The sequence below is a fragment of the Colwellia aquaemaris genome, from assembly GCF_057548755.1.
The window spans coordinates 216728-238549 of record NZ_BAAJLV010000001.1; the positions used below are offsets into that span (position 1 = coordinate 216728).

At 38.9% G+C, this 21822-nt stretch carries 17 protein-coding genes; 13 read left to right on the plus strand and 4 right to left on the minus strand.

Annotated elements, in window-relative coordinates:
* The first annotated feature begins 236 nt into the window (after window positions 1-236).
* From AC27HL_RS00985 to AC27HL_RS01035, 11 genes are all read left to right on the plus strand, one after another.
* The gene (locus AC27HL_RS00985; RefSeq protein WP_487078315.1) at window positions 237-1511 is read left to right on the plus strand and encodes an efflux RND transporter periplasmic adaptor subunit; all 1275 of its coding nucleotides are present in this window, start codon (window positions 237-239) and stop codon (window positions 1509-1511) included.
* An 11-nt stretch (window positions 1512-1522) separates the two neighbouring features.
* Window positions 1523-2224 carry an ABC transporter ATP-binding protein gene (locus AC27HL_RS00990; RefSeq protein WP_487078317.1) on the plus strand — a complete coding sequence of 234 codons (702 nt, stop codon included), beginning with the start codon at window positions 1523-1525 and terminating at the stop codon, window positions 2222-2224.
* 9 nt (window positions 2225-2233) lie between these two features.
* Window positions 2234-3592 carry an ABC transporter permease gene (locus AC27HL_RS00995; protein WP_487078319.1) on the plus strand — a complete coding sequence of 453 codons (1359 nt, stop codon included), beginning with the start codon at window positions 2234-2236 and terminating at the stop codon, window positions 3590-3592.
* A 10-nt stretch (window positions 3593-3602) separates the two neighbouring features.
* Window positions 3603-4820, plus strand: a complete 1218-nt coding sequence (locus AC27HL_RS01000) for an ABC transporter permease (protein ID WP_487078321.1) — start codon at window positions 3603-3605, stop codon at window positions 4818-4820.
* A 92-nt stretch (window positions 4821-4912) separates the two neighbouring features.
* Window positions 4913-6259 (plus strand): sigma-54-dependent transcriptional regulator, encoded by a 1347-nt coding sequence (locus AC27HL_RS01005; RefSeq protein ID WP_487078322.1) that lies wholly within the window; start codon window positions 4913-4915, stop codon window positions 6257-6259.
* Window positions 6259-7572 carry a sensor histidine kinase gene (locus AC27HL_RS01010; RefSeq protein WP_487078324.1) on the plus strand — a complete coding sequence of 438 codons (1314 nt, stop codon included), beginning with the start codon at window positions 6259-6261 and terminating at the stop codon, window positions 7570-7572. The genes AC27HL_RS01005 and AC27HL_RS01010 overlap by 1 nt, the downstream gene beginning before the upstream one ends.
* Window positions 7573-7643: 71 nt before the next feature.
* Entirely contained in the window at window positions 7644-8117 is a 474-nt protein-coding gene (gene greB / locus AC27HL_RS01015) for a transcription elongation factor GreB (protein ID WP_487078326.1), read from the plus strand.
* A 210-nt stretch (window positions 8118-8327) separates the two neighbouring features.
* Window positions 8328-15119, plus strand: a complete 6792-nt coding sequence (locus AC27HL_RS01020; RefSeq protein ID WP_487078328.1) for a toxin TcdB middle/N-terminal domain-containing protein — start codon at window positions 8328-8330, stop codon at window positions 15117-15119.
* Window positions 15120-15127: 8 nt separating this feature from the next.
* The gene (locus tag AC27HL_RS01025; RefSeq protein ID WP_487078330.1) at window positions 15128-15415 is read left to right on the plus strand and encodes a hypothetical protein; all 288 of its coding nucleotides are present in this window, start codon (window positions 15128-15130) and stop codon (window positions 15413-15415) included.
* A 96-nt stretch (window positions 15416-15511) separates the two neighbouring features.
* Complete coding sequence (locus AC27HL_RS01030; RefSeq protein WP_487078332.1) at window positions 15512-15802, plus strand: transposase; 291 nt, start codon at window positions 15512-15514, stop codon at window positions 15800-15802.
* A 205-nt stretch (window positions 15803-16007) separates the two neighbouring features.
* Window positions 16008-16535 carry a transposase gene (locus AC27HL_RS01035; RefSeq protein WP_487078334.1) on the plus strand — a complete coding sequence of 176 codons (528 nt, stop codon included), beginning with the start codon at window positions 16008-16010 and terminating at the stop codon, window positions 16533-16535.
* 325 nt (window positions 16536-16860) lie between these two features.
* On the opposite strand, the gene AC27HL_RS01040 is transcribed toward AC27HL_RS01035, so the two are convergent.
* Window positions 16861-17097: an RNA recognition motif domain-containing protein gene (locus tag AC27HL_RS01040; protein ID WP_487078335.1), complete on the minus strand. Its 237-nt coding sequence runs from the start codon at window positions 17095-17097 to the stop codon at window positions 16861-16863.
* Window positions 17098-17275: 178 nt separating this feature from the next.
* On the opposite strand from AC27HL_RS01040, the gene AC27HL_RS01045 reads away from it, so the two are divergent.
* Both AC27HL_RS01045 and AC27HL_RS01050 read left to right on the plus strand, forming a co-directional pair.
* Window positions 17276-17620 (plus strand): MarC family protein, encoded by a 345-nt coding sequence (locus AC27HL_RS01045; RefSeq protein ID WP_487078336.1) that lies wholly within the window; start codon window positions 17276-17278, stop codon window positions 17618-17620.
* Window positions 17608-17892 (plus strand): MarC family protein, encoded by a 285-nt coding sequence (locus tag AC27HL_RS01050; protein WP_487079862.1) that lies wholly within the window; start codon window positions 17608-17610, stop codon window positions 17890-17892. The genes AC27HL_RS01045 and AC27HL_RS01050 overlap by 13 nt, the downstream gene beginning before the upstream one ends.
* A gap of 30 nt (window positions 17893-17922) precedes the next feature.
* Here AC27HL_RS01050 and AC27HL_RS01055 read toward each other — a convergent pair whose 3' ends face one another.
* The 3 genes from AC27HL_RS01055 to AC27HL_RS01065 all read right to left on the minus strand — a co-directional run bounded on the left by AC27HL_RS01055 (window position 17923) and on the right by AC27HL_RS01065 (window position 21722).
* Window positions 17923-19014 (minus strand): hypothetical protein, encoded by a 1092-nt coding sequence (locus tag AC27HL_RS01055; RefSeq protein WP_487078338.1) that lies wholly within the window; start codon window positions 19012-19014, stop codon window positions 17923-17925.
* A gap of 142 nt (window positions 19015-19156) precedes the next feature.
* Window positions 19157-19855 carry an exonuclease domain-containing protein gene (locus AC27HL_RS01060; RefSeq protein WP_487078340.1) on the minus strand — a complete coding sequence of 233 codons (699 nt, stop codon included), beginning with the start codon at window positions 19853-19855 and terminating at the stop codon, window positions 19157-19159.
* A gap of 13 nt (window positions 19856-19868) precedes the next feature.
* On the minus strand, window positions 19869-21722 hold the full coding sequence (locus AC27HL_RS01065) for a putative nucleotidyltransferase substrate binding domain-containing protein (RefSeq protein WP_487078342.1): 1854 nt from the start codon (window positions 21720-21722) through the stop codon (window positions 19869-19871).
* Window positions 21723-21822: the final 100 nt, after the last annotated feature.

A 21822-nucleotide genomic window follows, 5' to 3' on the forward strand; every position in this document is an offset into this window, starting at 1 on the left:
TTGATTTTGAATATTTATTCTCACTTTTATTTGTTCACTTACTTAATTTAATTGTTATTAGTTTTTCGTTAACTGAAGACACTGTTCGCACAGCAAATCTTGCGAACACAGGCCTGTTCGCACAAACACAAAAATAATATTTTTCTTGTTTATCAGTTGGTTATGTTTTGGCATTGTTTGTGCTAAATCCTCTAGCAACACAACCCCAAATGATAATAAGTTTCAGGGAAAAGAAAATGTTAAAAGACACTTCTGGTCAAGATGTACAGATTGCCCAAACAGGCAGAAAAAAATCACTGATGATTAAAGTGGTAATTGCAACCTTGGCTATTGCCGCCATTGGTTTTTTTATTGCACCTAAATTTAACAATATGTTTAGTTCAGACATGGCAATTTCGAAAGAGCGCTTACGTTTTGCTGTGGTGGAAAAAGGTAACTTGCAGCGTGATATTGGCGTACAAGGCCGCATAGTTGCTGCCAATAGCCCAACGCTATACGCAACAGCTCCGGGTATTGTCAGCTTATTTGTTAAGGCCGGTGACACAGTTACTGAGAATCAAAAACTAGCCGAAGTTGATAGCCCACAGCTGAAAAATCAATATGAGCAAGAATTGGCAACTCTAGAACAGCTCGAGCTCGCGGTTGGCCGTCAGCGCATAGAAATGAAAACAACACAACTAAACAACCAACAAACGATAGAAATGTCGGCGGTTAATCTAGAAGCGGCGAAAGTTAACAAAGACCGTGCAGTCACTAGCATTAAAGATTCATTAATTAGCAAAAAAGAATATGAAGAAAAAGTTGCTGAATTTAAACGTGCTAGCTTGTCGCATGAACATGCCAAGCAAAGTTTTGATTTGCAAAAAGAAAGTATGGAATTTGAATTGAAAACCCGCCAGTCACAGCTTAATCGTCAACAATTTGTTGTTAATGATCTGCAAAGACAAGTAAACGAACTGACCTTATTCGCACCGACTGACGGCATTATTGGTAGCGTTAATATTCGTGAGAAAGACAGTGTTGCAAGTAACACCTCGCTCATTACTGTTATCGATTTAAGTGCCTTTGAAGTGGAGGTGAATATTCCTGAAAGCTTTGCTGATGATCTTGGCGTTGGTTTAGCATCAGAAATTAGTTTTAATGGTGAAGCACATGATGGTCAACTAGTGGCTATTTCCCCAGAAGTTACCAATGGACAAGTGGTTGGGCGCTTACGCTTTAACGCCGAAACTGTCGCAAACTTACGCCAAAATCAGCGTGTTAGCGCTCGTATTCTTATTGAGTCCAAAGAAAATATTTTAAAAGTTCGCCGAGGTGCATTTGTTGAAAGTGGTGGTGGACGAATTATTTATCAAGTGAATGGCAGCAATGCAACGCGTCAAAAGGTCACTTTAGGTGCCCGAAGTATTGGCGAAATTGAGATAGTTTCCGGCTTAAATGCTGGTGATGAAATTGTTATTTCAAGTATTGATGTTTTCAATAATCGCGAACAAATCTATCTGACTAATTAGGAGAAAAACAAATGTTAAGAATGGAAAATGTCAGCAAAATATATCGTACAGAATTAGTAGAAACACATGCCTTACGCAAGGTGGACTTACATATTAAAAGTGGCGAATTTGTGTCTGTTACCGGCCCATCAGGCTCGGGCAAAACCACATTTCTCAATTTAGCTGGCGCATTAGAAACCTTCGAAGAAGGTGATTATTTTCTTGATGGCCAAAACGTAAAAGGACTCAGTGATGACAAATTATCAGAAATTCGAAATCAAAAAATTGGATTTATTTTTCAAAGCTTTAATCTTTTGCCTGATTTACCCCTCTTTGACAATGTTGATGTTCCATTACGTTATCGCGGTATGAGTGCAAAAGAGCGCAAAGAACGTATTGAACATGCGCTTGAAACTGTTGGTTTAGCATCGCGTATGCAACATTTACCAACGCAGCTTTCAGGTGGACAACAACAACGTGTCGCCATTGCCCGCGCTATTGCAGGAGAGCCGTTATTTTTATTAGCCGATGAACCCACCGGTAACTTAGATTCATTAATGGCGCAACAAGTGATGGAATTATTAGAAGATATCAATGGTAAAGGCACGACTATTATTATGGTAACTCATGATGATCAATTGGCCCGTCGTGCGCATCGCAATATTCAAATTTTTGATGGTCAAGTCAGTGATATTGAAAAGTCAATTGCTGAAGACGTTATTCGCAGCGCATAGGAGTTAAGCATGTTCAGTTATAATTTTCAGTTAGCGCTGAAAAGTTTGAAAGACCGACCTGCGCTGACTATTTTAACCATTCTGGCTATTGCCACGGGGTTAGGTTTATACACCACAGTGAAAACCATGAGTTATCAAAGTAGCCAAGTACCTTTGGCGCACAAAAGTAAAAATATTTTTTTACTACAAATGGATAACCGTGAAATTACTGCTGATGCAGTAGAGCATCAAGCGCGTATGGTTGATACCACTTACAAAGACACCTTGAACCTAATGCAACTGGAATTGCCTGGCGTCAAGCAAAGCTTTAATTGGTCTACCTATGGCATTTTAAACGTTGAAGATGAAAATATTAACCCGCTGCAAACCACTGCAGCTGTAGTCAATAGCACCTTTTTTAGCATGTTTGAAACGCCATTTTTATATGGAAACGGTTGGGATAAAGCCACTGAAGACAGCGGTGAAGCCGTTATCATTATTAGCAAGCTCATGAATGATAAGCTTTTTGGTGGCCGCAATAGTGTTGGTGAAAGTGTGCGAATCAATACCCATGTTTTGAAAATTATTGGGGTATTAGACACTTGGTATTTAAGTAGTAAATTTTATAACCGCAGTTTTTGGCCGGGTTACCCTGATAATTTCTTTATTCCTTATACCTTTGCAATGGATAATAACTTACCACGTAGTGCTGGCTTTGATTGTTGGGCGGCAAATGCTGATATTGCTCGCTCGTTTCGTACTGAGAATAAAGACCGCTTAATTAACTCTGAATGTGCGTGGGTAACGTTTTGGGCAGAAGTACCTGACGCAAAAGTTGCTGATTATCGTCAACAAATTATGAGCTATATGGAAAGTGAAAAAGCCTTAGGGCGTTTTCCTCGTGAGTTAGCAATGTATTTAACAAACCTTAACGACCAATATAATTATGTGAATGGTCGAAATCAGTTTCTCAATACTTTCTCTGTGCTATCGACTTTATTTTTCGCCGTGTGCTTGTTAAATGCGGTTGGCATATTACTGGCTAAATTTATGCGTCGTAAAAAAGAAGTCAGTTTACGTCGAGCGTTAGGTGCCAAGAAGAAGACTATTATCATGCAGCATTTGCTTGAAGTGATCATTATTGGCTTCTTAGGTGGAGTGCTAGGTATTGTTATTTCATACTTTGGTCTTCAAGGAATGCTAAATATACGTTTGTATTCATCAGACTACACAGTACGTGTTGAAGATATTCAACCGCTATTTCAATTAAATTGGCTGATGATAGGTAATGCCTTTGCCACAGGTATAGTGTGCACCATAGTTGCCAGTATTTATCCTATTTGGCGTTTATGTAATGTACCGCCTGCTAGTCAATTGAAATCACAATAAGGAGAAAAACATGGATCTGAAGCCTATTTTTCTTAGCCTAAAACAAAATAAATTTATGGCATTGCTGATGATTATTCAGATTGCCTTTACCATGGGCGTATTAAGTAGCTCAGTGTTAGTTGCCACAACAACCCTACAAGAGTGGAATGTACCTTCAGGTATTCCCCATAATGATATTGTTAGAATTTCACCAGAGTTTTTTGACGATAGCCAAGATGTTGGCCAAGCCATAGTTAATGATCTTAATCGTGTCAAAGCCATTCCTGCTGTTATTAATGCTGCACCGTCAAATGCTGTGCCTTTTACGGCTGAAAATATGATTGACGTATATTTAGCAACCGAAGAAGATGCACAGGGTTTTAAAACTGTGGTTTTTGAATCAGACGAACAAATTATTGATGTGTTACAGCTTTCACTGATAGATGGACGTTTAATTACCGCCAGTGATGTTGTTAAAGGTGAGATTGAATCAACACCACAAAGTGCATCTGAGGTGATGATCAGCCAAGATATGGCGAAAGTTTTATTTGGTGATGATTCTGCCATTGGTAAAACCATTTGGTTAGCGAAAAGTGCAGATCCGGTAAAAGTTATTGGTGTTTATAGTAACTTTATGACTGGTGAGCGCTTGAATGGTCGTGGCAAATCTTATCACTCAATTATTCGCCCACAAGTTAAGTGGAGTCAAAACCAACAACCACATTATTTAATGCGTGTGGAAACAGGTACGGCAGTTGCTTTACTTGAAGATATTATCGACGTATTTTACTTAGAACGTGGCCGTTATATTAATTCAAGTGAACTACTCAAGCGTACGCAAAAGCGCATGTATGATGGCCGAGGTAGCCGTGCGTTAACTTTCTTAGTATTGAGTTTCGTATTATTGATAATTACGGGCTTAGGTATCACTGGGTTAACTGCTTTTCAAGTAACACAAAAGCGTAAGCAAATAGGCACACGCCGCGCGTTAGGTGCTAAGAAAAGCGATATTATGCGCTACTTCATCACAGAAAATAGTGTGCTTACACTGATTGGGTTGATAATTGGGGTGCTGGTAACTTTATCAATAACCTTTGAATTATCAGAGCAAGCAGGACAAAACTTTTTTAACTTAAGTGTGTTGTTAATGACTGCATTGCTGCTTTGGCTCGTCAATATTCTCGCGGTTTGGTTTCCGGCTAAACGCGCCGCGAATATTGCTCCTGCCATAGTGACACGTAGCGCATAATTTATAGCTAAGTAGCTTAACTTATCTGATTGAATTTTAAAGTTAAGCTACATGCGTTAACATCTAGCTGTAGAAAAATCACAAGGAATGAAATGAAAGCTCGTATACTCGTTATTGATGACAACTTAGATGTTGCTCATGCGCTAAAGGTATTGTTTACCATAAATAATTTGGAGTGCGATCATTGTTTAACACCAGAGTCAGGGCTCTCAGCGCTTGAAAATAGCCACTATGATCTTGTGATTCAAGATATGAATTTCAGCCAAGATACCACGTCAGGCGAAGAAGGTATTGAGTTATTTAATGAAATTCGAGCTCGTTTCGCTGACTTACCGATAATTTTGATGACCGCATGGACGCATTTGGAAACAGCGGTCGATTTAGTAAAATCTGGTGCCAGTGACTATATTTCCAAACCGTGGGATGACGATAAGCTGATTGTAACGGTTAATAACTTAATTGAGCTTAGTGAGTTACAACAAGCCCACAGAAAAAGTGCGCTGAAACACAATCGCCAACAACGTGAATTGGCTGAGCAATATGATTTATGTGGTATTCGCTATCAAAGTGATGCCATGTTCAATTTATTGCAAATTACTACACAGGTTGCACATGCTGATGTTTCGGTATTAATTACCGGTCCAAATGGTGCAGGTAAAGAGAAAATAGCTGAAATCGTGCAGGCTAATTCCAGTTGTCGTCAAGGGCCTTTTATTAAGGTTAACGTTGGAGCGCTTTCGCCAGAATTGATGGCGGCAGAGTTGTTTGGCGCTGAAGCTGGCTCTTATACCGGCATTACTAAACGTCGTATTGGTCGTTTTGAGCTAGCCGATAACGGCACGTTATTTCTCGATGAAATAGGAAACTTATCTTTAGATGGCCAAGCGAAATTACTTCGAGTACTTGAAACTGGCGAGTTTGAACGTATTGGTGGTAGTGAAACCTTAAAAGTAAAAGTACGTATTATAAGTGCTACCAATGCTGATATTAAAAGTGCCATTGCTAAAGGCGATTTTAGAGAAGATTTATATTATCGCTTAAATGTTATTGAACTGCCGTTGTTGGCACTGAATGAGCGCAAAGCTGATATTTTACCGTTAGCAGAACACTTTTTAGGAGAAAAATATCAATTAACTGAAAAAGCTAGTTTAACACTGAAACATTACACTTGGCCGGGTAACATCAGGGAATTAAAAAATGTTATGCAGCGGGCGTCTTTGCTTGCGCGCGATACGGTTATTGATGAGAAAATATTGGCGTTAAATGTTCAGCTACCAGAATCAACCGTTACATCGGCCAATTCTGAAGAGATCACCGCACAAGATATTCAGCACGCGATTGCTGATGCTGGCGGTGTTATTTCTGAAGCGGCTAAATTATTAGGTCTTAGCCGCTCTGCCCTTTATCGTCGTATGAAAAAATTTGAGATAGTCAGTTAATGGTAAAACGGTCGTTATTTCTACGCTTATATCTAGCATGTACTACTATTATGGTGCTTTATGGCGTGATATTGGCAAACTTACCAGGTGAATTTCATTTTTTTAGTGCGCCAGTTATATTAACTACCCTTGGTTTTTTAATGATACTGTTTTTGTTATCAAAATGGTGTTTGGCGCCTTTAACTAAAACCCTTTTAGCAATCGACAATGGTATTGATGCGTTTAAAGATAACGATTTTAGTCTCACTATTCATAACCAGAATTACACGGAAGTTTCAAGCTTAGTCAAAATTTATAATGAACTCGCTACCGTATTGCGCAATGAACGCATGGATATTTTTCAACGTGAATTACTGCTTGATACTGTGATACAAAGCACGCCAGTTGCTATGGTGCTGGTTAATAGCAGTAACAAAGTGGTTTATAGCAATTTAGCGGCAAAAGAAATGTTTAGCCAAACACGTAAACTTGAAGGCGGCGACTTTTCGCAGCTAATAAGCAATCTTACGCCGGTGTTACAAACCGCGACAATTGAGCGAAGTGAAGGCTTAGTAAGCGATGTACTAGAAGACCAAGCATTGGTTTATAACATTAATTGCCAACAATTTATGCTTAATGGTCGAGAGCATCAGCTATATCTTTATAAAAACATGACTCATGAAATATCTCGCAAAGAAACTGATATGTGGAAGCAAGTCATTCGACTAATTAGCCATGAGTTAAATAATTCATTGGCGCCAATATCATCATTAACACGTTCGGCACAAAAAATTATTGCCCAACCCGAGCATAGCCATATGTTAAATGACGTGTTAGAAACCATTGGTAATCGAGCCAGCCATTTACATGGCTTTATCGAACAATACGCTAGTTTTTCTCGTTTACCTAAGCCCAACTTAAAAGCAGTGAATTTAAGCAGTTTTTTTCAACAAATTGAAACGCTAATTGGCGTAACTTGTTATTTAGACGTGGTACGAGAGAAAGCGGTTTTTGACGCTGGGCAAATTGAACAAGTCATTATCAATTTAGTGAAAAATGCTAAAGAATCCGGCTCTGCTTTGGAAGACGTTGGTTTTGAAATGAAGCAACAAGGCCGACAATTAGTGTTTAATATTTTCGACCGTGGCACAGGGTTAAGTGCACAACAACAACAACAGGCTTTATTGCCATTTTTTACCACCAAAGCGACAGGCACGGGTGTTGGTTTAGCCTTATGTAATGAAATTGTGATTGGTCATCAAGGTAAGCTACGCCTTTATAACCGTACACACGGCGGCTTATGTGTTAGCTTTAGTCTAGAGCTGACAGACTAGCACAATAGCCAAAATCACTATATCATCAGCTACTTCGCTTATTACCATATTAATAATTCCACATCAGCACTATGAAAACGAAACTAATTACTCGCCCTGGCTATATTTTACTGCAACAAGAATTAGATAAACTATGGCGTGAAGAGCGACCGGAAACAACGCGAAAAGTTTCATGGGCTGCTAGTTTAGGGGATCGAAGTGAAAATGCTGATTATCAATATAATAAAAAGCGCTTACGTGAAATTGATCGTCGTGTCCGCTACTTACGCAAAACTCTTGAAGAACTAAAAATTGTTGATTATGGCCCTCAACAAGAAGGGAAAGTGTTTTTTGGTGCTTGGGTGAGCCTAGAAAATGATGATGGCGAGACCTTAAAGTTCCGCATTGTCGGCCCAGAAGAAATTTACGGCCGCAATGACTACTCATCAATAGATTCCCCTATTTCACGGGCATGTTTGAAAAAACAAGTTGATGATGAAGTCGTAGTGAATACTCCCACAGGTGAAAAAATTTGGTATGTCAGTGAAATTGAGTATGAGAAATAGTTAAAATAAAAGTTTCTTTTTGTCTGTTTTTTTACGTTATATACGAATATGTTCAATGTTTAATCTGGTCTTATCTTGTGCCATTAATGATGCAATTAGGTTATTTCTCAGGTTCATTTCAATGAAATAAATATTTACAAATTTGCAACATCTGGTACTGTGTGCGAAAAATTATTGTATATATTTAATATAAGTGAAATGGAATTCATAATGAAATCTTGCATACACTCAATCCTACTAATCCTATTAGTATTAAGCTTTAATGTATTGGCTGGTACTTACGTTGGACAAACTAATGGCTCATTTCGTGTTGATGAATCTGGCAGTGCTACCTATAACATCCCTTTAAATATTCCTGCGGGTATCGCAGGTGTTCAGCCTCAGCTTAGTTTTTCTTACACCAGTAATAGCGGTGACGGAATAATGGGACGAGGTTGGAATTTTTCAGGCGCATCAGCGATTTCAAGATGTCCGAAGAATATGACCCAAGACGATGAACAAGGAAATGTCAGCCATTCAGAAAATGACCGATTATGTCTCAATGGTCAGCGTTTGGTCACTTGGGGAAGTCAGCATAATAAAAATACGTCAAATAGTAGCTACTGGTCTGCGGATAAATACCATACTGAGCTTGATGATTTTAGTATTGTTCGAGCACATGGCAGCACCAGTCAAGGACCGGCCGCTTTTACCGTAGAAACAAAATCAGGTGAAGTTCATTATTACGGCTTAGCATCAAGTGTCAGTGGTAGTGATAGCTTGGGGCAACCGATGTCGATAAGCCTTAAAATTTATGGTGGAGGCAATGAAAGCAGCAGTGATGCTTTTGTTAATGCGGGCAGTGCTAACATAGCCAAAACATGGGCCTTAAAAGCCATCAAAGATGTGAAAGGCAATTATATTGTTTTTCGCTATCATGAAGATGCAACAAAGGGAGAACATTACTTAAAAGAGGTACATTATACTGGCCGTACCGATGGCAAGTCGCCGTTTGCTCGTGTTGTATTAAATTATGTTGATAATCCGAAAATGTTTGTTGGTTGGTCAGTGGGTACACCAATAACAATGAGTAAAATATTGGATAGCGTTACGGTTTATCAAGACCATGAAGTATATCGCCATTATGCTTTAAATTACTTTACATCGTCTGTCTTAGAAGAGAAAAATTATCTAGAATCAATTCAAGAATGTACAGATAAAAATAAATCCAATTGTCTCCCAGCAACAACCTTTGGATGGCAAAAGCCTGCACCTAAATCTACGAGTTATACATGGAGAACAGAGCCTGAAACCGGGTATCGATATAAAGTAGCTGTTACAGAGAATTTTTCACCATTTAACTCTTATGGAGTTACAAAAGGTGAATCTGACAATCGTCATTACAATCACATTATTGACCTAGATGGTGATGGTTATTCTGATATTGTTTATCCATCAGGGAGTTATTGGTATGCGCGCTTTGGCCCATATTACAATACTAACACTAGGCTAAGTAGTATTGGAGTATCCAAGAAGGAGTATGCACAAACCATTGATTACAATGGTGATGGTCAGCGAGACTTATTAGTTGCTAACGGTGAAACCAGTAACTGGATGATAATTTCCTATGTCCCTAGCACAAATACGGTAACGCGATGTGAAACAGAGCCAGGCTACGAATATGTATGTGAAACATATGAACAGGCTTCGAATTTAACTATTGTAAATACGGGGGTTAGAGCGACTGGCTTGGAAGGAAATGCGCAAGTTGCTGACGTTGATGGAGATGGTTTAGAAGATATTATTTTCAGTAAAAATGGTAACTTGCAGGCATATTTAAATAATGATGGTGATGGGAGTTTTACATTTGATAGTTTAGTCGGCACACTTTCGAGTTCATCAGGCCGAATATTTGAAGGAAATGTAAGTCGAAAAAGTGCAAATATAAAGAATGCTTCAGGTATTGATGTTAATGGTGATGGTAGAACAGATCTCGTCATTAAAGTGTCAGAATATGGTGGGAGTTGTAGCGTAGGCGGTCGATTTGTTGGCAGTAGTAGTGAGTGTCATGACGCAGGCGGCACTTGGACTGTGAACAACTCTTCTGGATATCAGCTTCTGGTATCTGACGGTAGTAACTATGTAAATCAACAAGAGCTTAGTGACTATGATGAAGTGAGAGTTGCCGATCTAAACGGTGATGGTTATACCGACTTAATGTATCAACAAGGCACGCGTTGGTATTACCGCTTATCTAATGGTATTCAGCTTCTGAGTCCACAATCTACCAGTTTCAATACCACTGATACATTAGATCATTTGATGTACTTCGTTGATTTAAATGCCGATGGCCGTGCTGATGTACTATACCCTACCTCGTCATCTAACTGGAATGTTATGCTATCGCGCCCGAGTACATCGGCTAATAAAATCATTTTTGAAAAACGTGGTACAAAGTCTTTTGATAAAGATGCAGTTGTTCGCTTTGGTGATATGAATGCTGATGGCAAACTTGACTTATTAACTTCAACCAATGATAACGGTTGGAAAACTTACCTAGCAACAAACCCTAACAGAAAAGAACATGTGATTAATAGCATTACTAATGGTTGGGGTGTTACCACTCAAATATCGTACAAAAACATTACCGACACGAGTGTGTATTTTAGGCAAGACTCAAGCTTTAACAACAGTAGTGATTATATCTCGCCAAAAGCGGCTTTTTATGTGGTTGATAATGTCAGTACGCAAACAACAGCCAATGATAGTGTCAGTGTTGACTATCAATATGGCGGTCTTCTGTTACATAAAAAAGGCCGCGGATTAGCAGGCTTTGAAGCCCTACGTACTACCGATAATCAAACAGGCGTTATCACTGAAACAGCATATAACCAACACTGGCCTTATATCGGCATGCCGCTAAGTACCGTGCAAATGAAAGACAGTGTGCTATTGAGTTCATCAAAGAATTACCTGAGGAATCGAGATACCGCAAGTGGCGGTGTCATGCCATATATTCACCAAAGTACTGAGCTAAGTAATAGCCTAGGCTCTGATTTAAATAAATATGAGATCAGTAAAACAGAGAGTACATTCACATATGATAGTTACGGTAATTTAACCAATTCAATTATCCATGTTCGTGATGCAGAGAACAATAATAATAGGTTGTCTACTTATACGAATAATACTTATGGTTCAAATACTCTATATAAGCAAAAAGGGCGTTTAACTTATGCTACGGTTCAAAAAGCGCTTTATAATAATGCTGCACTAAAGAGTAATATCACCCGTAAGTCCTCTTTTACCTATTACTCTGACGATTTACTCTTAAAAACATCAACGGTATCTCCAGAAAATAACAGAACCAAGCAAACGACTACTTATGTTTATGATGCTGCGGGGAACAAGGTGGAAGTTTGGTTAACGGCTGCGAAAAATAGCCTAGGTAGTAACTTTGAAACGCGTAAAAGTTACACTACTTTTGGTAGTCGCTATCGTAATGTGCAATCAATTAAAAACCATTTAGGCGAGTCAACAACCTTTACTTATAACGGAACCTCGGCAAGTGCAGTCAGGGGCCTAATTGGTTATGTTGAAACCACAGGTGCCAATGGCATCAAAAGTCGAAAGTATCAAAATTTATTAGGGCAAACAACACAAAGCCGATTGTATGGTAAAGGGCAAATAAACAGTTATAGCTATCAAGATTATTGTGCAAATACCAGTTGTGCTAATAGCGACGCTTACGTTCGAGTTCGCTCACTAACCGATGGACAAGCTGAAAAACAAAAGTTTTTAGATGCGTGGGGACGAGAAATTGAGTCGCGCGTTAAACTCCAGGATGGAAATTGGAGTGTGTCGAAAACGACATACGATTCACAAGGTCGAGTTAAACGAAGTTACGAAGCCGGTAAAAACAGTGCGAGCAGCTATTACAGTGAACCAAGCTACGATATTTTAGGTCGTGTGACTGAAAATAGGCAAGCTAATGGCGGTTTTACCGAAATTGAACGCTTTGGTAAGCAAGTGTTTACTACCAATGCGAAAGGTCAACGTACGGAGACGTTGAAAAATTATTTGGGGCAAAATAGTAGTGTTTTTGATGCGTTAACCAATGAATTACGTTATCAATATAACGCCTATGGGCAGCTGCTAAATGTTCGAGCAATTAATCGTAGCAACGTAAATAGTTTACGTACAAGTACCACGTACGATGTTTACGGTAATAAACTCACCACTAATGACCAAGACAAAGGCTTATGGCGTTATACTTATAGCGGCTTTGGTGAGTTACTCACTCAAACCGATGCTAAATCACAAGTTGTCAGCTTTGCTTATGATATCTTAGGCCGTAAAACTCGTCGTTATGATGGCAGTGGTACTGTTTGTTGGGATTTTGGAACATTAGCAGACAAAGCCACTCACAGTGTTGGTAAACTTAAAAAGTTACGATTCTTTGAAGGGCAAAACCAGTCTTGTGGTACAACAAGCAGCCCAAGTTATCAGCAAACACAAACCTATCACAGTTATGGTTTACCGTATCAACAAACAGTTAAAGTAGACGGCTCGAATTATACTTCTACAACAACACACGACAGCTATAACCGTGTTTATACACAAACCTATCCTGCCAATAATTTTATTGTTCGAAATGTTTATCAAAGTGGCTATATGACCAAACAACTCAACCATAGAACAGGCCGAGTGTATCGTCATATAGAAAGTGTTAACGGTCGAGGCCAAGCAACTAACGTTAAATATGCCAATGGCAGCTCTGAAGAAAGAGCATATCAAGCAAGTACCGGTTGGTTAACAAATATAGACACCGAGTTAGGCGTACTTACCCTACATGGCTTTGACTATGAATATGACAAATTAGGTAACTTAACTGACAGAGATGTATTCTTTGGTGTAGGTAATAGTAGTAACTTTGCCGAGCACTATGTTTATGATGATTTGAATCGAGTTACGCGTCGAACCATTGCCATTTCTAATGCGGGTGGCGGTGACGGCTTAACGCCAATTGACCCCGGTGGTCCTATTACATTGCCAATTGACCCTGACCCATGTGATGGCGGCGGTGGAGGTGGTAAAGAATTACTGCTAAGCCAATCGATGATGAAAGTAACATCTGGTTTTGTTCCAGCCTTGCGAGCTCCAGGTGATGCTTGTCTAGATTCTGCGGCAATCTCAACAGCTAGTAGTTCTACATCAAACCATACGTTTAATTTATATGCTCAATTACCTAGTCGTTACCGTATGAACGAAACGTACAGTTATGATGACTGGGGGAACATAAAATATAAACAGAATACCGGTTACTACAAATACGATACCAATAAAACCAATCGTTTATTGGGTGTACACCAGTATAGTAACTTTACTGGTACGCAATATTACAACATGAGTTACGATGCTAACGGTAATATCACTACAGATGGCAAGCGAACTTCATATTACACTAACTTCGATAAGCCGTATTTAATAACCCAAGGTAGCAATAGAACATCGTTTAGTTATGGGCCTAACAGAGAAGTATATAAACGTGTTGATACACGTGGCGGTAAACAAACACAAACTCTGTATTTAGGAGGGTATGAACGCGTTAAATTACCAAGTGGTGTTATAGAACATAAGTTTTACGTTGGTAATGTGGTTATCACCGAGCGTAGCAATAATGCTAATGATGAGTTTTATCTGCATAAAGACCATCAAGGCTCTACTACGTCTATCACCAATGCGAGTGGCGGTATAGTACAGCAATTTATTTATGACCCATGGGGTAAACAATACAACGTTCATAGCAATAGTATTTTTAGTGCTTATTCAAGCCCAGGTATTAGTAAAGGATATACGGGCCATAAAATGGTCAATGATATGGATATTATCCATATGAACGGGCGAACTTATAACGTAGCGCTAGGGCGATTTATGCAGGCGGATCCGTTTATTCAATTTCCAAATAATAGCCAAAGTTATAATCGTTATTCGTATGTATTGAATAACCCAATGAGTTATACCGATCCTAGTGGATATTTTCTTAGTGGATTATCTAAGAAAATTGGCCGCAAGCTGATACGATCTGCTGCTAAAATTTTTGGCGCTAAACTTGTTAACATGGTGGGGACTGCTGTGGCGACATATTTTGGTAGTGCTTTTGGGGCTGCGGCATGGACATATGAATTTAACCGGGCAATGGGGAATAGTTCTACTGGATCATTGCGGGCAGCTTTTACCTCTTTTATAGCAGCGTCATTACCTGCCGCCAATACTGGAAATGAATTTGTTAATTTTGTTGTTGATGGCGTAACTGGGGGCAGTATATCCTATGCGTCAGGAGAAAACTTTGGTCATGGCTTCTGGGCTGCTGGTCTGAATAGTGCAGTCGGTGGAGGCAACGTTTCCTCAAATCCCTATGTTAATATTCTATCTTCAGCAGTTATTGGCGGCACTATATCTAAAGTTACTGGTGGAAAGTTTGCTAACGGTGCATCGAGTGCTGCTTTTTCTGCTGCTTTGAAACAGGATTGGTCAAGTCCACCTAAAGAAGGTAGCGCAGCATGGGACGCCAGAGAAGAAGCTTATTTCCAAGCTGAATATAAGGCGATGATGGACTCATTGGCTACAGGTGAAGATATGTTAGCTTACAATGATCCAGGTTGGATGCGGAATCAAGAGCGAATGATGTTAGATGGAGTCGGTGGAGAAGGTGCATATTTGGATGTTACCGGAGATGCTGCTGTTGATGCATTAGAGTATGCAAGTTATGCTGTTGGTGGAGTTGCGTTGTATAGGGGGACTGGTATTCTTTTATATAGATCCTTAGCCAATTCTAGAATTGGTCATCCTGCATTTAGAAATGGAATGAGAGGGACGTGGAATACAGGTAAATATCGATTTGGTTGGAGTGGTCGAAATGGTTCAGATACATATTACTTGCAACTAAGAGGTGGTGGACGAAGATCTATTCATTGGCCACCTGAAGGTAGAACAATACAAGTAACGAGGCCGAAACCATAAGGAAATGTATGTCTGAAAAAATTAATGATGTCCTAAATTCACATGTATTAGAAGCTCTTAGTTGGAATGTTTCTGATTGGGGGGGAAAGTGTAAATTAAATTCACCTTATAGAGTTGATGGAAGTGATTACCTCTTAAATGTTTGGCAGGAAAGCTTACCTATAGGTGATGTTCTAATTTTTGAGTTTCGAACTAAAAAGTGGTTTATTGAACGTGCTTTTGTTTCTGGAGTTATTGCTTCAGGTAAATGTATAAGGGAATTAACAGAAGAAGAGGTTTTCGACCTCGGAATATAATAAAAAAAGAATAAAAGGGGTCGGTGACGAATTAAATGCTACCGGCCTTATTTTTTGAGTTGGCTATACTTGGTGTTTTAATCGAAAGGATTCGATATGCCGAGAAAACCAAGGATGTTTCAACCAGGCTTACCTTGCCATGTGATTCAACGAGGTAACAATCGCCAAGTTTGCTTTTTTACCGAGCAAGACTGTCTGTTTTATTTGTCTTGTTTAGCATGTAGTTGTGAAAAGCACAACGTAGATTTACATGCTTATGTCTTAATGACTAATCATGTTCATTTACTAATGACTCCAAGTTCGGTTGACGGTATATCTAAGGTCATGCAGTCGATTGCGGTAAAAGGGGTCGGTGACGAATTAAATGCTACCGGCCTTATTTTTTGAGTTGGCTATACTTGGTGTTTTAATCGAAAGGATTCGATATGCCGAGAAAACCAAGGATGTTTCAACCAGGCTTACCTTGCCATGTGATTCAACGAGGTAACAATCGCCAAGTTTGCTTTTTTACCGAGCAAGACTATCTGTTTTATTTGTCTTGTTAGCATGTAGTTGTGAAAAGCACAACGTAGATTTACATGCTTATGTCTTAATGACTAATCATGTTCATTTACTAATGACTCCAAGTTCGGTTGACGGTATATCTAAGGTCATGCAGTCGATTGGACGCAGATATGTGCAATATATTAATAAGCAGCTTCATCGAACAGGCACTTTATTTGAAGGCCGCTTTAAAGCAAGCTTGGTTCAAGCTGATGAATACCTTTTAGCCTGTATGCGCTACATAGAACTAAATCCTGTTCGTGCTAATATGGTTGCTCACGCTGCTGATTACAAATGGTCGAGTCACCGAGCAAATATTGGTATTACTTCCAGAAAATTATTGAAACCACACCCTGCTTATTTGGCATTAGCTAATTCCCCCGCCGCTATTTATCAAAAGTATCAAGGGCTGTTTTCAGAGGCCTTACCTGACAAAATGGTGAATCAATTTACGCAAGCGGCTTTATGTTCAATGCCAATTGGCAATTCACGATTTATTGAAGAAATAGAAAAAGCTTTAGGATATTCAATTGGCAAAATAAAACGAGGAAGGCCTGTTAAGGTTAAAGAAAATTAATTCGTCACCGGCCCTATTTCTCCTTGTCATCATTTAGTTATTCACTCCGTTTACGAAAGTACTGATATTTTCGATTTTAATCCTGCTAAATTAATGGCGCTGAAGAGTTCCTCATCTAAAGTAATGATCTTGTAAATTAGTAGTTATTTAGCCTAATAAAGCGGTGATCTGTTTTGGTAAAAGGGTAATTTGTAAAGTTATTATCAGACAATAATATTTTTGATTGGCTATTTAAATTAGAGTTGATGTTGCGATAGTAAAATCAGCGATGAATAGAGTAAAGCCAGCATTTTGCGGGCTTTGCTCTTTTAATTTTAACTTACCATTACTGCGCTATTTTTACGCGAATTTTATTTTTAGCAACTCTTGTTTCATGCAAGCTAGACAAAGCAGCCTTTGCTTCTACTTCATTTGGCATTTCAACGAAGCCAAAGCCTTTTGATTTACCTGTTTCTTGATCTAAAACTAAGCTGCATTCCGTCACTGAACCATGCTCAGAAAATAAAATACGAATTTCTTGTTCCGTGGTGGTGCGAGAAAGATTTCGAACTAAAAGTTTCATAATGAACCTTTGATATGTGATTGCGACCTGAATTGTCTCATAGTTTCGTCTTAGTTGTGGTTTTTTGTCAGCATAAGAGAAAAAAGCATATTACTGTTATTTCATAACTCTAACTTAAATTATGGTACGGTAATTATTCAGCTTCAATTTCATTAGAATAAGAAAGGCTACTCGCTTTATGATTGATATTTACACACAAGGCATGACTGTATTTTTAGGTTTTTTTGCCATCATGAACCCTATTGCTAATACGGCGGTTTTTGCTGGCTTGGTAGGTGATAAAACAAAAGCTGAGCAAACAAAAATTGCAGCCAAAGCATTAATATTGACCTTCTGTGTAATTTTATGCTTTTCAGTACTTGGTAAAACTATTTTTCATATGTTTGGTATTACTATTTCAGCGTTAAGGATTACGGGTGGCATATTAGTATTTTTAGTTGGTTATCATATGCTAAATGGTCAAGGCTCGAAATTACTTCAGCTGAGAGCCATGATGATGCAGATATCGCCATTTCTCCATTAGCTGTCCCTTTACTTGCTGGCCCCGGTACTATTGCTACCGCCATTAATTATTCGTCCTCAGGAGAAGCGACAGGTATTATAATTACTGTCGCCGTATTTGCATTATTGTGTTTGATTACATTCTTCTGTTTTGTTTTTAGCTCAAACATTATCCATATTATTGGTAAAGCCGGTATTAGTATTGTTACGCGTTTAATGGGCCTTATTCTTGCTGTTATTGGCACGCAAATGGCGATTGTTGGTGCAACAGAAGTTGCTAATTCCTTGAGGTAATGAGGCTATAAATTTTAGGTGTGTGGCTGTTTATAACAGCAGAGCTTTATCTTCTTTAAGTGCATTAATTAGCTTTGTAAGTTGATGGTATTTCTGATTCAACTTTGCTTTGTCATAAAATGTCTTACTTAACATCGGTATTTTGATCTTTTCTTTGTTCATAAAAGCTGTAAGTTGCCTTTGTCTGGTACTGCTTTTAACTGGGTAGTTTGCAAAGTTACCTTTCGGTTCAAGAATATCTGCTTCAATACTTTGCCAGTTTTCATACCAAACGGCGTGGATATCTTTTGTGTTTGTATTTTCGGCCAATGAAATATTAGCAATTATATCTTGAAAATCTGCATATTGATTTTGAGCTTTTTTGAAACTAGGTTTCATTGACTCTTTAGCTAGTTGAGGCCGAACAAGTGATAACAGTTTAATACTGTCAGCAGTTAGTTGTTCATTTAACCCAATTAGTCTTTTTGCGCCATGGTAACGGGAAAAGTTTGAAAAGTAGTTACGAGCTTGAGTCGTTATGTAAAGCTGATTTTCTATTGAGTTTTGCCATAATGATAGTTCAGGAATTTTTCTAGCAGGCTCTTCATTTTCAATTAAGATAAGTGCCCTATTTAACACAATAATTGCTTCGCTTAGCTGTTCAACAGCAGTATTAACTTCAATAATATCCCATTGTGCTAAAGGAAGTTCACTATACCTATTAAGCAAAGGTGTTAGGTGTTTAGGTAGGAATTGGAATGATTTATCAATATTTAGTTGTGCTTTTAAAATGGGAACTAATGTTTTCCCTGAGCTGATGAGTATTTTTTTTGCTGCTGGATTTGACACGCTACGATAAGAATCATGGCTTGCAATGTATGCAGCATAGCTGTTACCTAGTTTTAGCTGAGCTTCAGCGATTTGTAAATGTGAGTGTGCTTCTTTTACTTTAATCGACTCATTTTGAAATTCGTCCGGTGCGATATACGCTAGTGTTTTCAATGCTAATGACAGTTTTTTTAGGTCTTTTGTTGATTTTGCTAACTCATAATCTGCTAAAGCTTGTTTATATTCAGGAGATGTACATGCTATTAGAAACGACAGTGAAATTGCGACCCATATGTTTTTATTAGGATATAGCATGACAAACCCCCTCCCTAGAAGAAACCCTAAATATTTGATAAATATAAAAATCCTTCATTAATTTTAGTTGTTTGTTGAGGGGATTTCAATAGAAAATTTAAGAACAGACTCAAGCTAGTGCAAGCCATAAGTTGATTTTACACTATAAAATTAGCTTTTTTAACGGTGGGTTTTCGTCCCGCTCATTAATTTGAGCCAGTAATAGCTCCGCTGTTGCAATAGCGTCATTTAAGGCGTTATGGGCGTAATGATCTGGCAGGTCATACTTTGCGCGTAATGCTGATAACCTTAATTCTGAGGGGTCATAGGCGACATCTTTTTTATCTAATCGTCTTTTTGCGACCATTAAGGTGTCTATCATAGGAATAGGTGGCGCCATACCGTAAAGTTCTAGGCAAGCTTGGCGTAAAAACTGCCGCTCAATACGCGCAAAATGTACAAGCATGACTTTCCCTGCAAGACGATTTAGTAATTGCTCGATAACGGCTTCAAGTGGCTTACCTTGATCTTTTTGGTCATCTGTAATTTGATGTATGGTGACATTGCTAGGCTCTAAGCTACCTTTTGTACTAATAATTTGATGATAGCTGCTACCAAGCTTTATTTGGTTATCAATAAGATCGACACAGCCAACACTGAGTAACTTGTCTTGGATTGCATCTAAACCCGTTGTTTCAAAGTCGACTGCTAAAATAGGCACTTGATCAAAAGGGGTAAAAAGTGCCGGAAATGGCTCACTGAGAAAATTACGCAAGGGCCCATTGGGTGCTTTATTTAGCATGCGTTTTCGTTGTGCTTCATAGCCCATAAGCCAGTTTGTAAATGGATGATTAGTTAACATATATGTTCACTTACTAAAAAGTTGACTGACGACTATCTTGCAAGGTTTTAATAACTTTGAAGGCATCTTTTAAATGCTCACGTTCAAGTTTAGAGATTTCTTTTGGCGACAAGTAATTGTTTGGCTGTTGCCCTAGTTGCAGTTTATTAGCTTGGTGCTCCATTCGTAGCATGCTTAAAAACTCATAGGCATCGATGAGATTAGCTGCTGATGCTTTGGTAAGTGAAGGTGTACCAGCCGCTTGTTGTAATCGTTCGATGGTATTAACTGACGCGATCCCTTCTGAAAGTGCATAAATGCGGGCGAGGTCGACAATAGGGGCAATGCCATTGTGCTTTAAATCTAAAGTAGCTTTGTTCTCACCATCTTGAATCAAGACAAAGTCGCGAAAAAAGCCCAATGGAGGTCTAAGTTGTAAGGCATTTCGAGATAAATGTGCAATAAATAATGTGCTACGTTGCGTGGTTTTTAGCATGTTAGCTCGTACAGTATCGAGTAGTCGATTGTCGCCATGAACTGTGCTTAAGTCGAAGAATATACTGCAATGCATTAGGGATTTTGGATCTGGATGGTTGATCCAGTGAGCAAAGTATTGTGACCATTTTTCTTGTGTTTGGCACCATTTTTCGTTAGTTGCCATGACTTCACCAGGACAATAAATAAAGCCACATGCGGCTAAACCATCAGAAACAAAGGTTGCTAGATCTTTAAACCAAGGCCGGTGCTGTGGCTGCATTTCATTTGAGATGATAATGGCATTGTCTTGATCAGAATGAGCAAATTGCTCTTGTCTAGCTTGTGAACCAGCAGCCAGCCAAGCATAAGGAACAGGTGCTGGGCCGAGGAGTTTTTCTGCCATAGTGATTAAGCGTATGGTAAATGCCATGGTAATGGCACTAATACTTTTACCAACGTGATCTGCGGTAGTGCCAAGCTTTGCCATGCGAATTTGCAATTTAGGGATCATTTTACTAATTTCTGCCAACTCACTGACGGTGCCCGCTTTGTGTATCACACTGGTAATGTTAACAGCGTTTTGACCTTCGTTATTCATTAAATCAGTTACGGTGACCATACCTTTTAGCTGATTATTGGCCGTTACGGGTAAATGATGAATATGTTTTTGAGTCATCATCATGAGCGCGTCATAGGCTGTGGATTTGATGTCTATGGTCAGCATGTTGTCAGTCATAATACTGCTAACAGGTTGTTGGGTGTCTAGCCCTTGTGCCACACAACGACGACGAATATCTTTGTCAGTAACTATACCTACAGGTACATCATTAGTGGCAACCACCAAGCACGAAAATCCTTGTTCGGTCATCAAAATTGCTGCTTGTTGAATACAAGTATCTGGGCAAACGGTAATCACAGGACTATGATAAAAATTGGCAATAGGCGCGTTAAGTAATGAAGAGTTTAAAATGGCATCTTCATTCACTTGTAGCATTTTTTTATTTAGTCGTTCCTCTGCAGATTGTTGAAAGAAGGCGACAACATCGGGGTGTTTTGCTACTATTTCTTGAAATTTTTCATAATTTACACTGTAAAGTAGAGTGTCTTCATCTGTTGTTACAGAGATTTGGTTGCCGTTATCATCATTTTTTTCTAGGCAAAAAACGGTACAAATATCTCCTTCGCCATATTTGCCGATTAGCTCATTATTTTCTGTGAAATAGCTTAATGCGCCTTTGCGTAGTATGTATAGGTTTTTCGCGACATTACCTTGTGGTGGTAGCGGTAAGCCACGGCGAACATAACAAATACTGATTTCCTTAACGATGAGTTCAATGGCCGTAGGTGGTAGTAGGTCCATCGGAGGAATTGCTTGTAAAAATTCACTGATTTCCGTTAGTGCCGATTCCATGTCATATCTCATTCAAAAGTAAAATGCGTTTGTTGTTGGTATTTAGGGGCTTTAACGACATGAAGTCAACAGTTTAGCTTAGCTCCTAGACTAAAGTTTA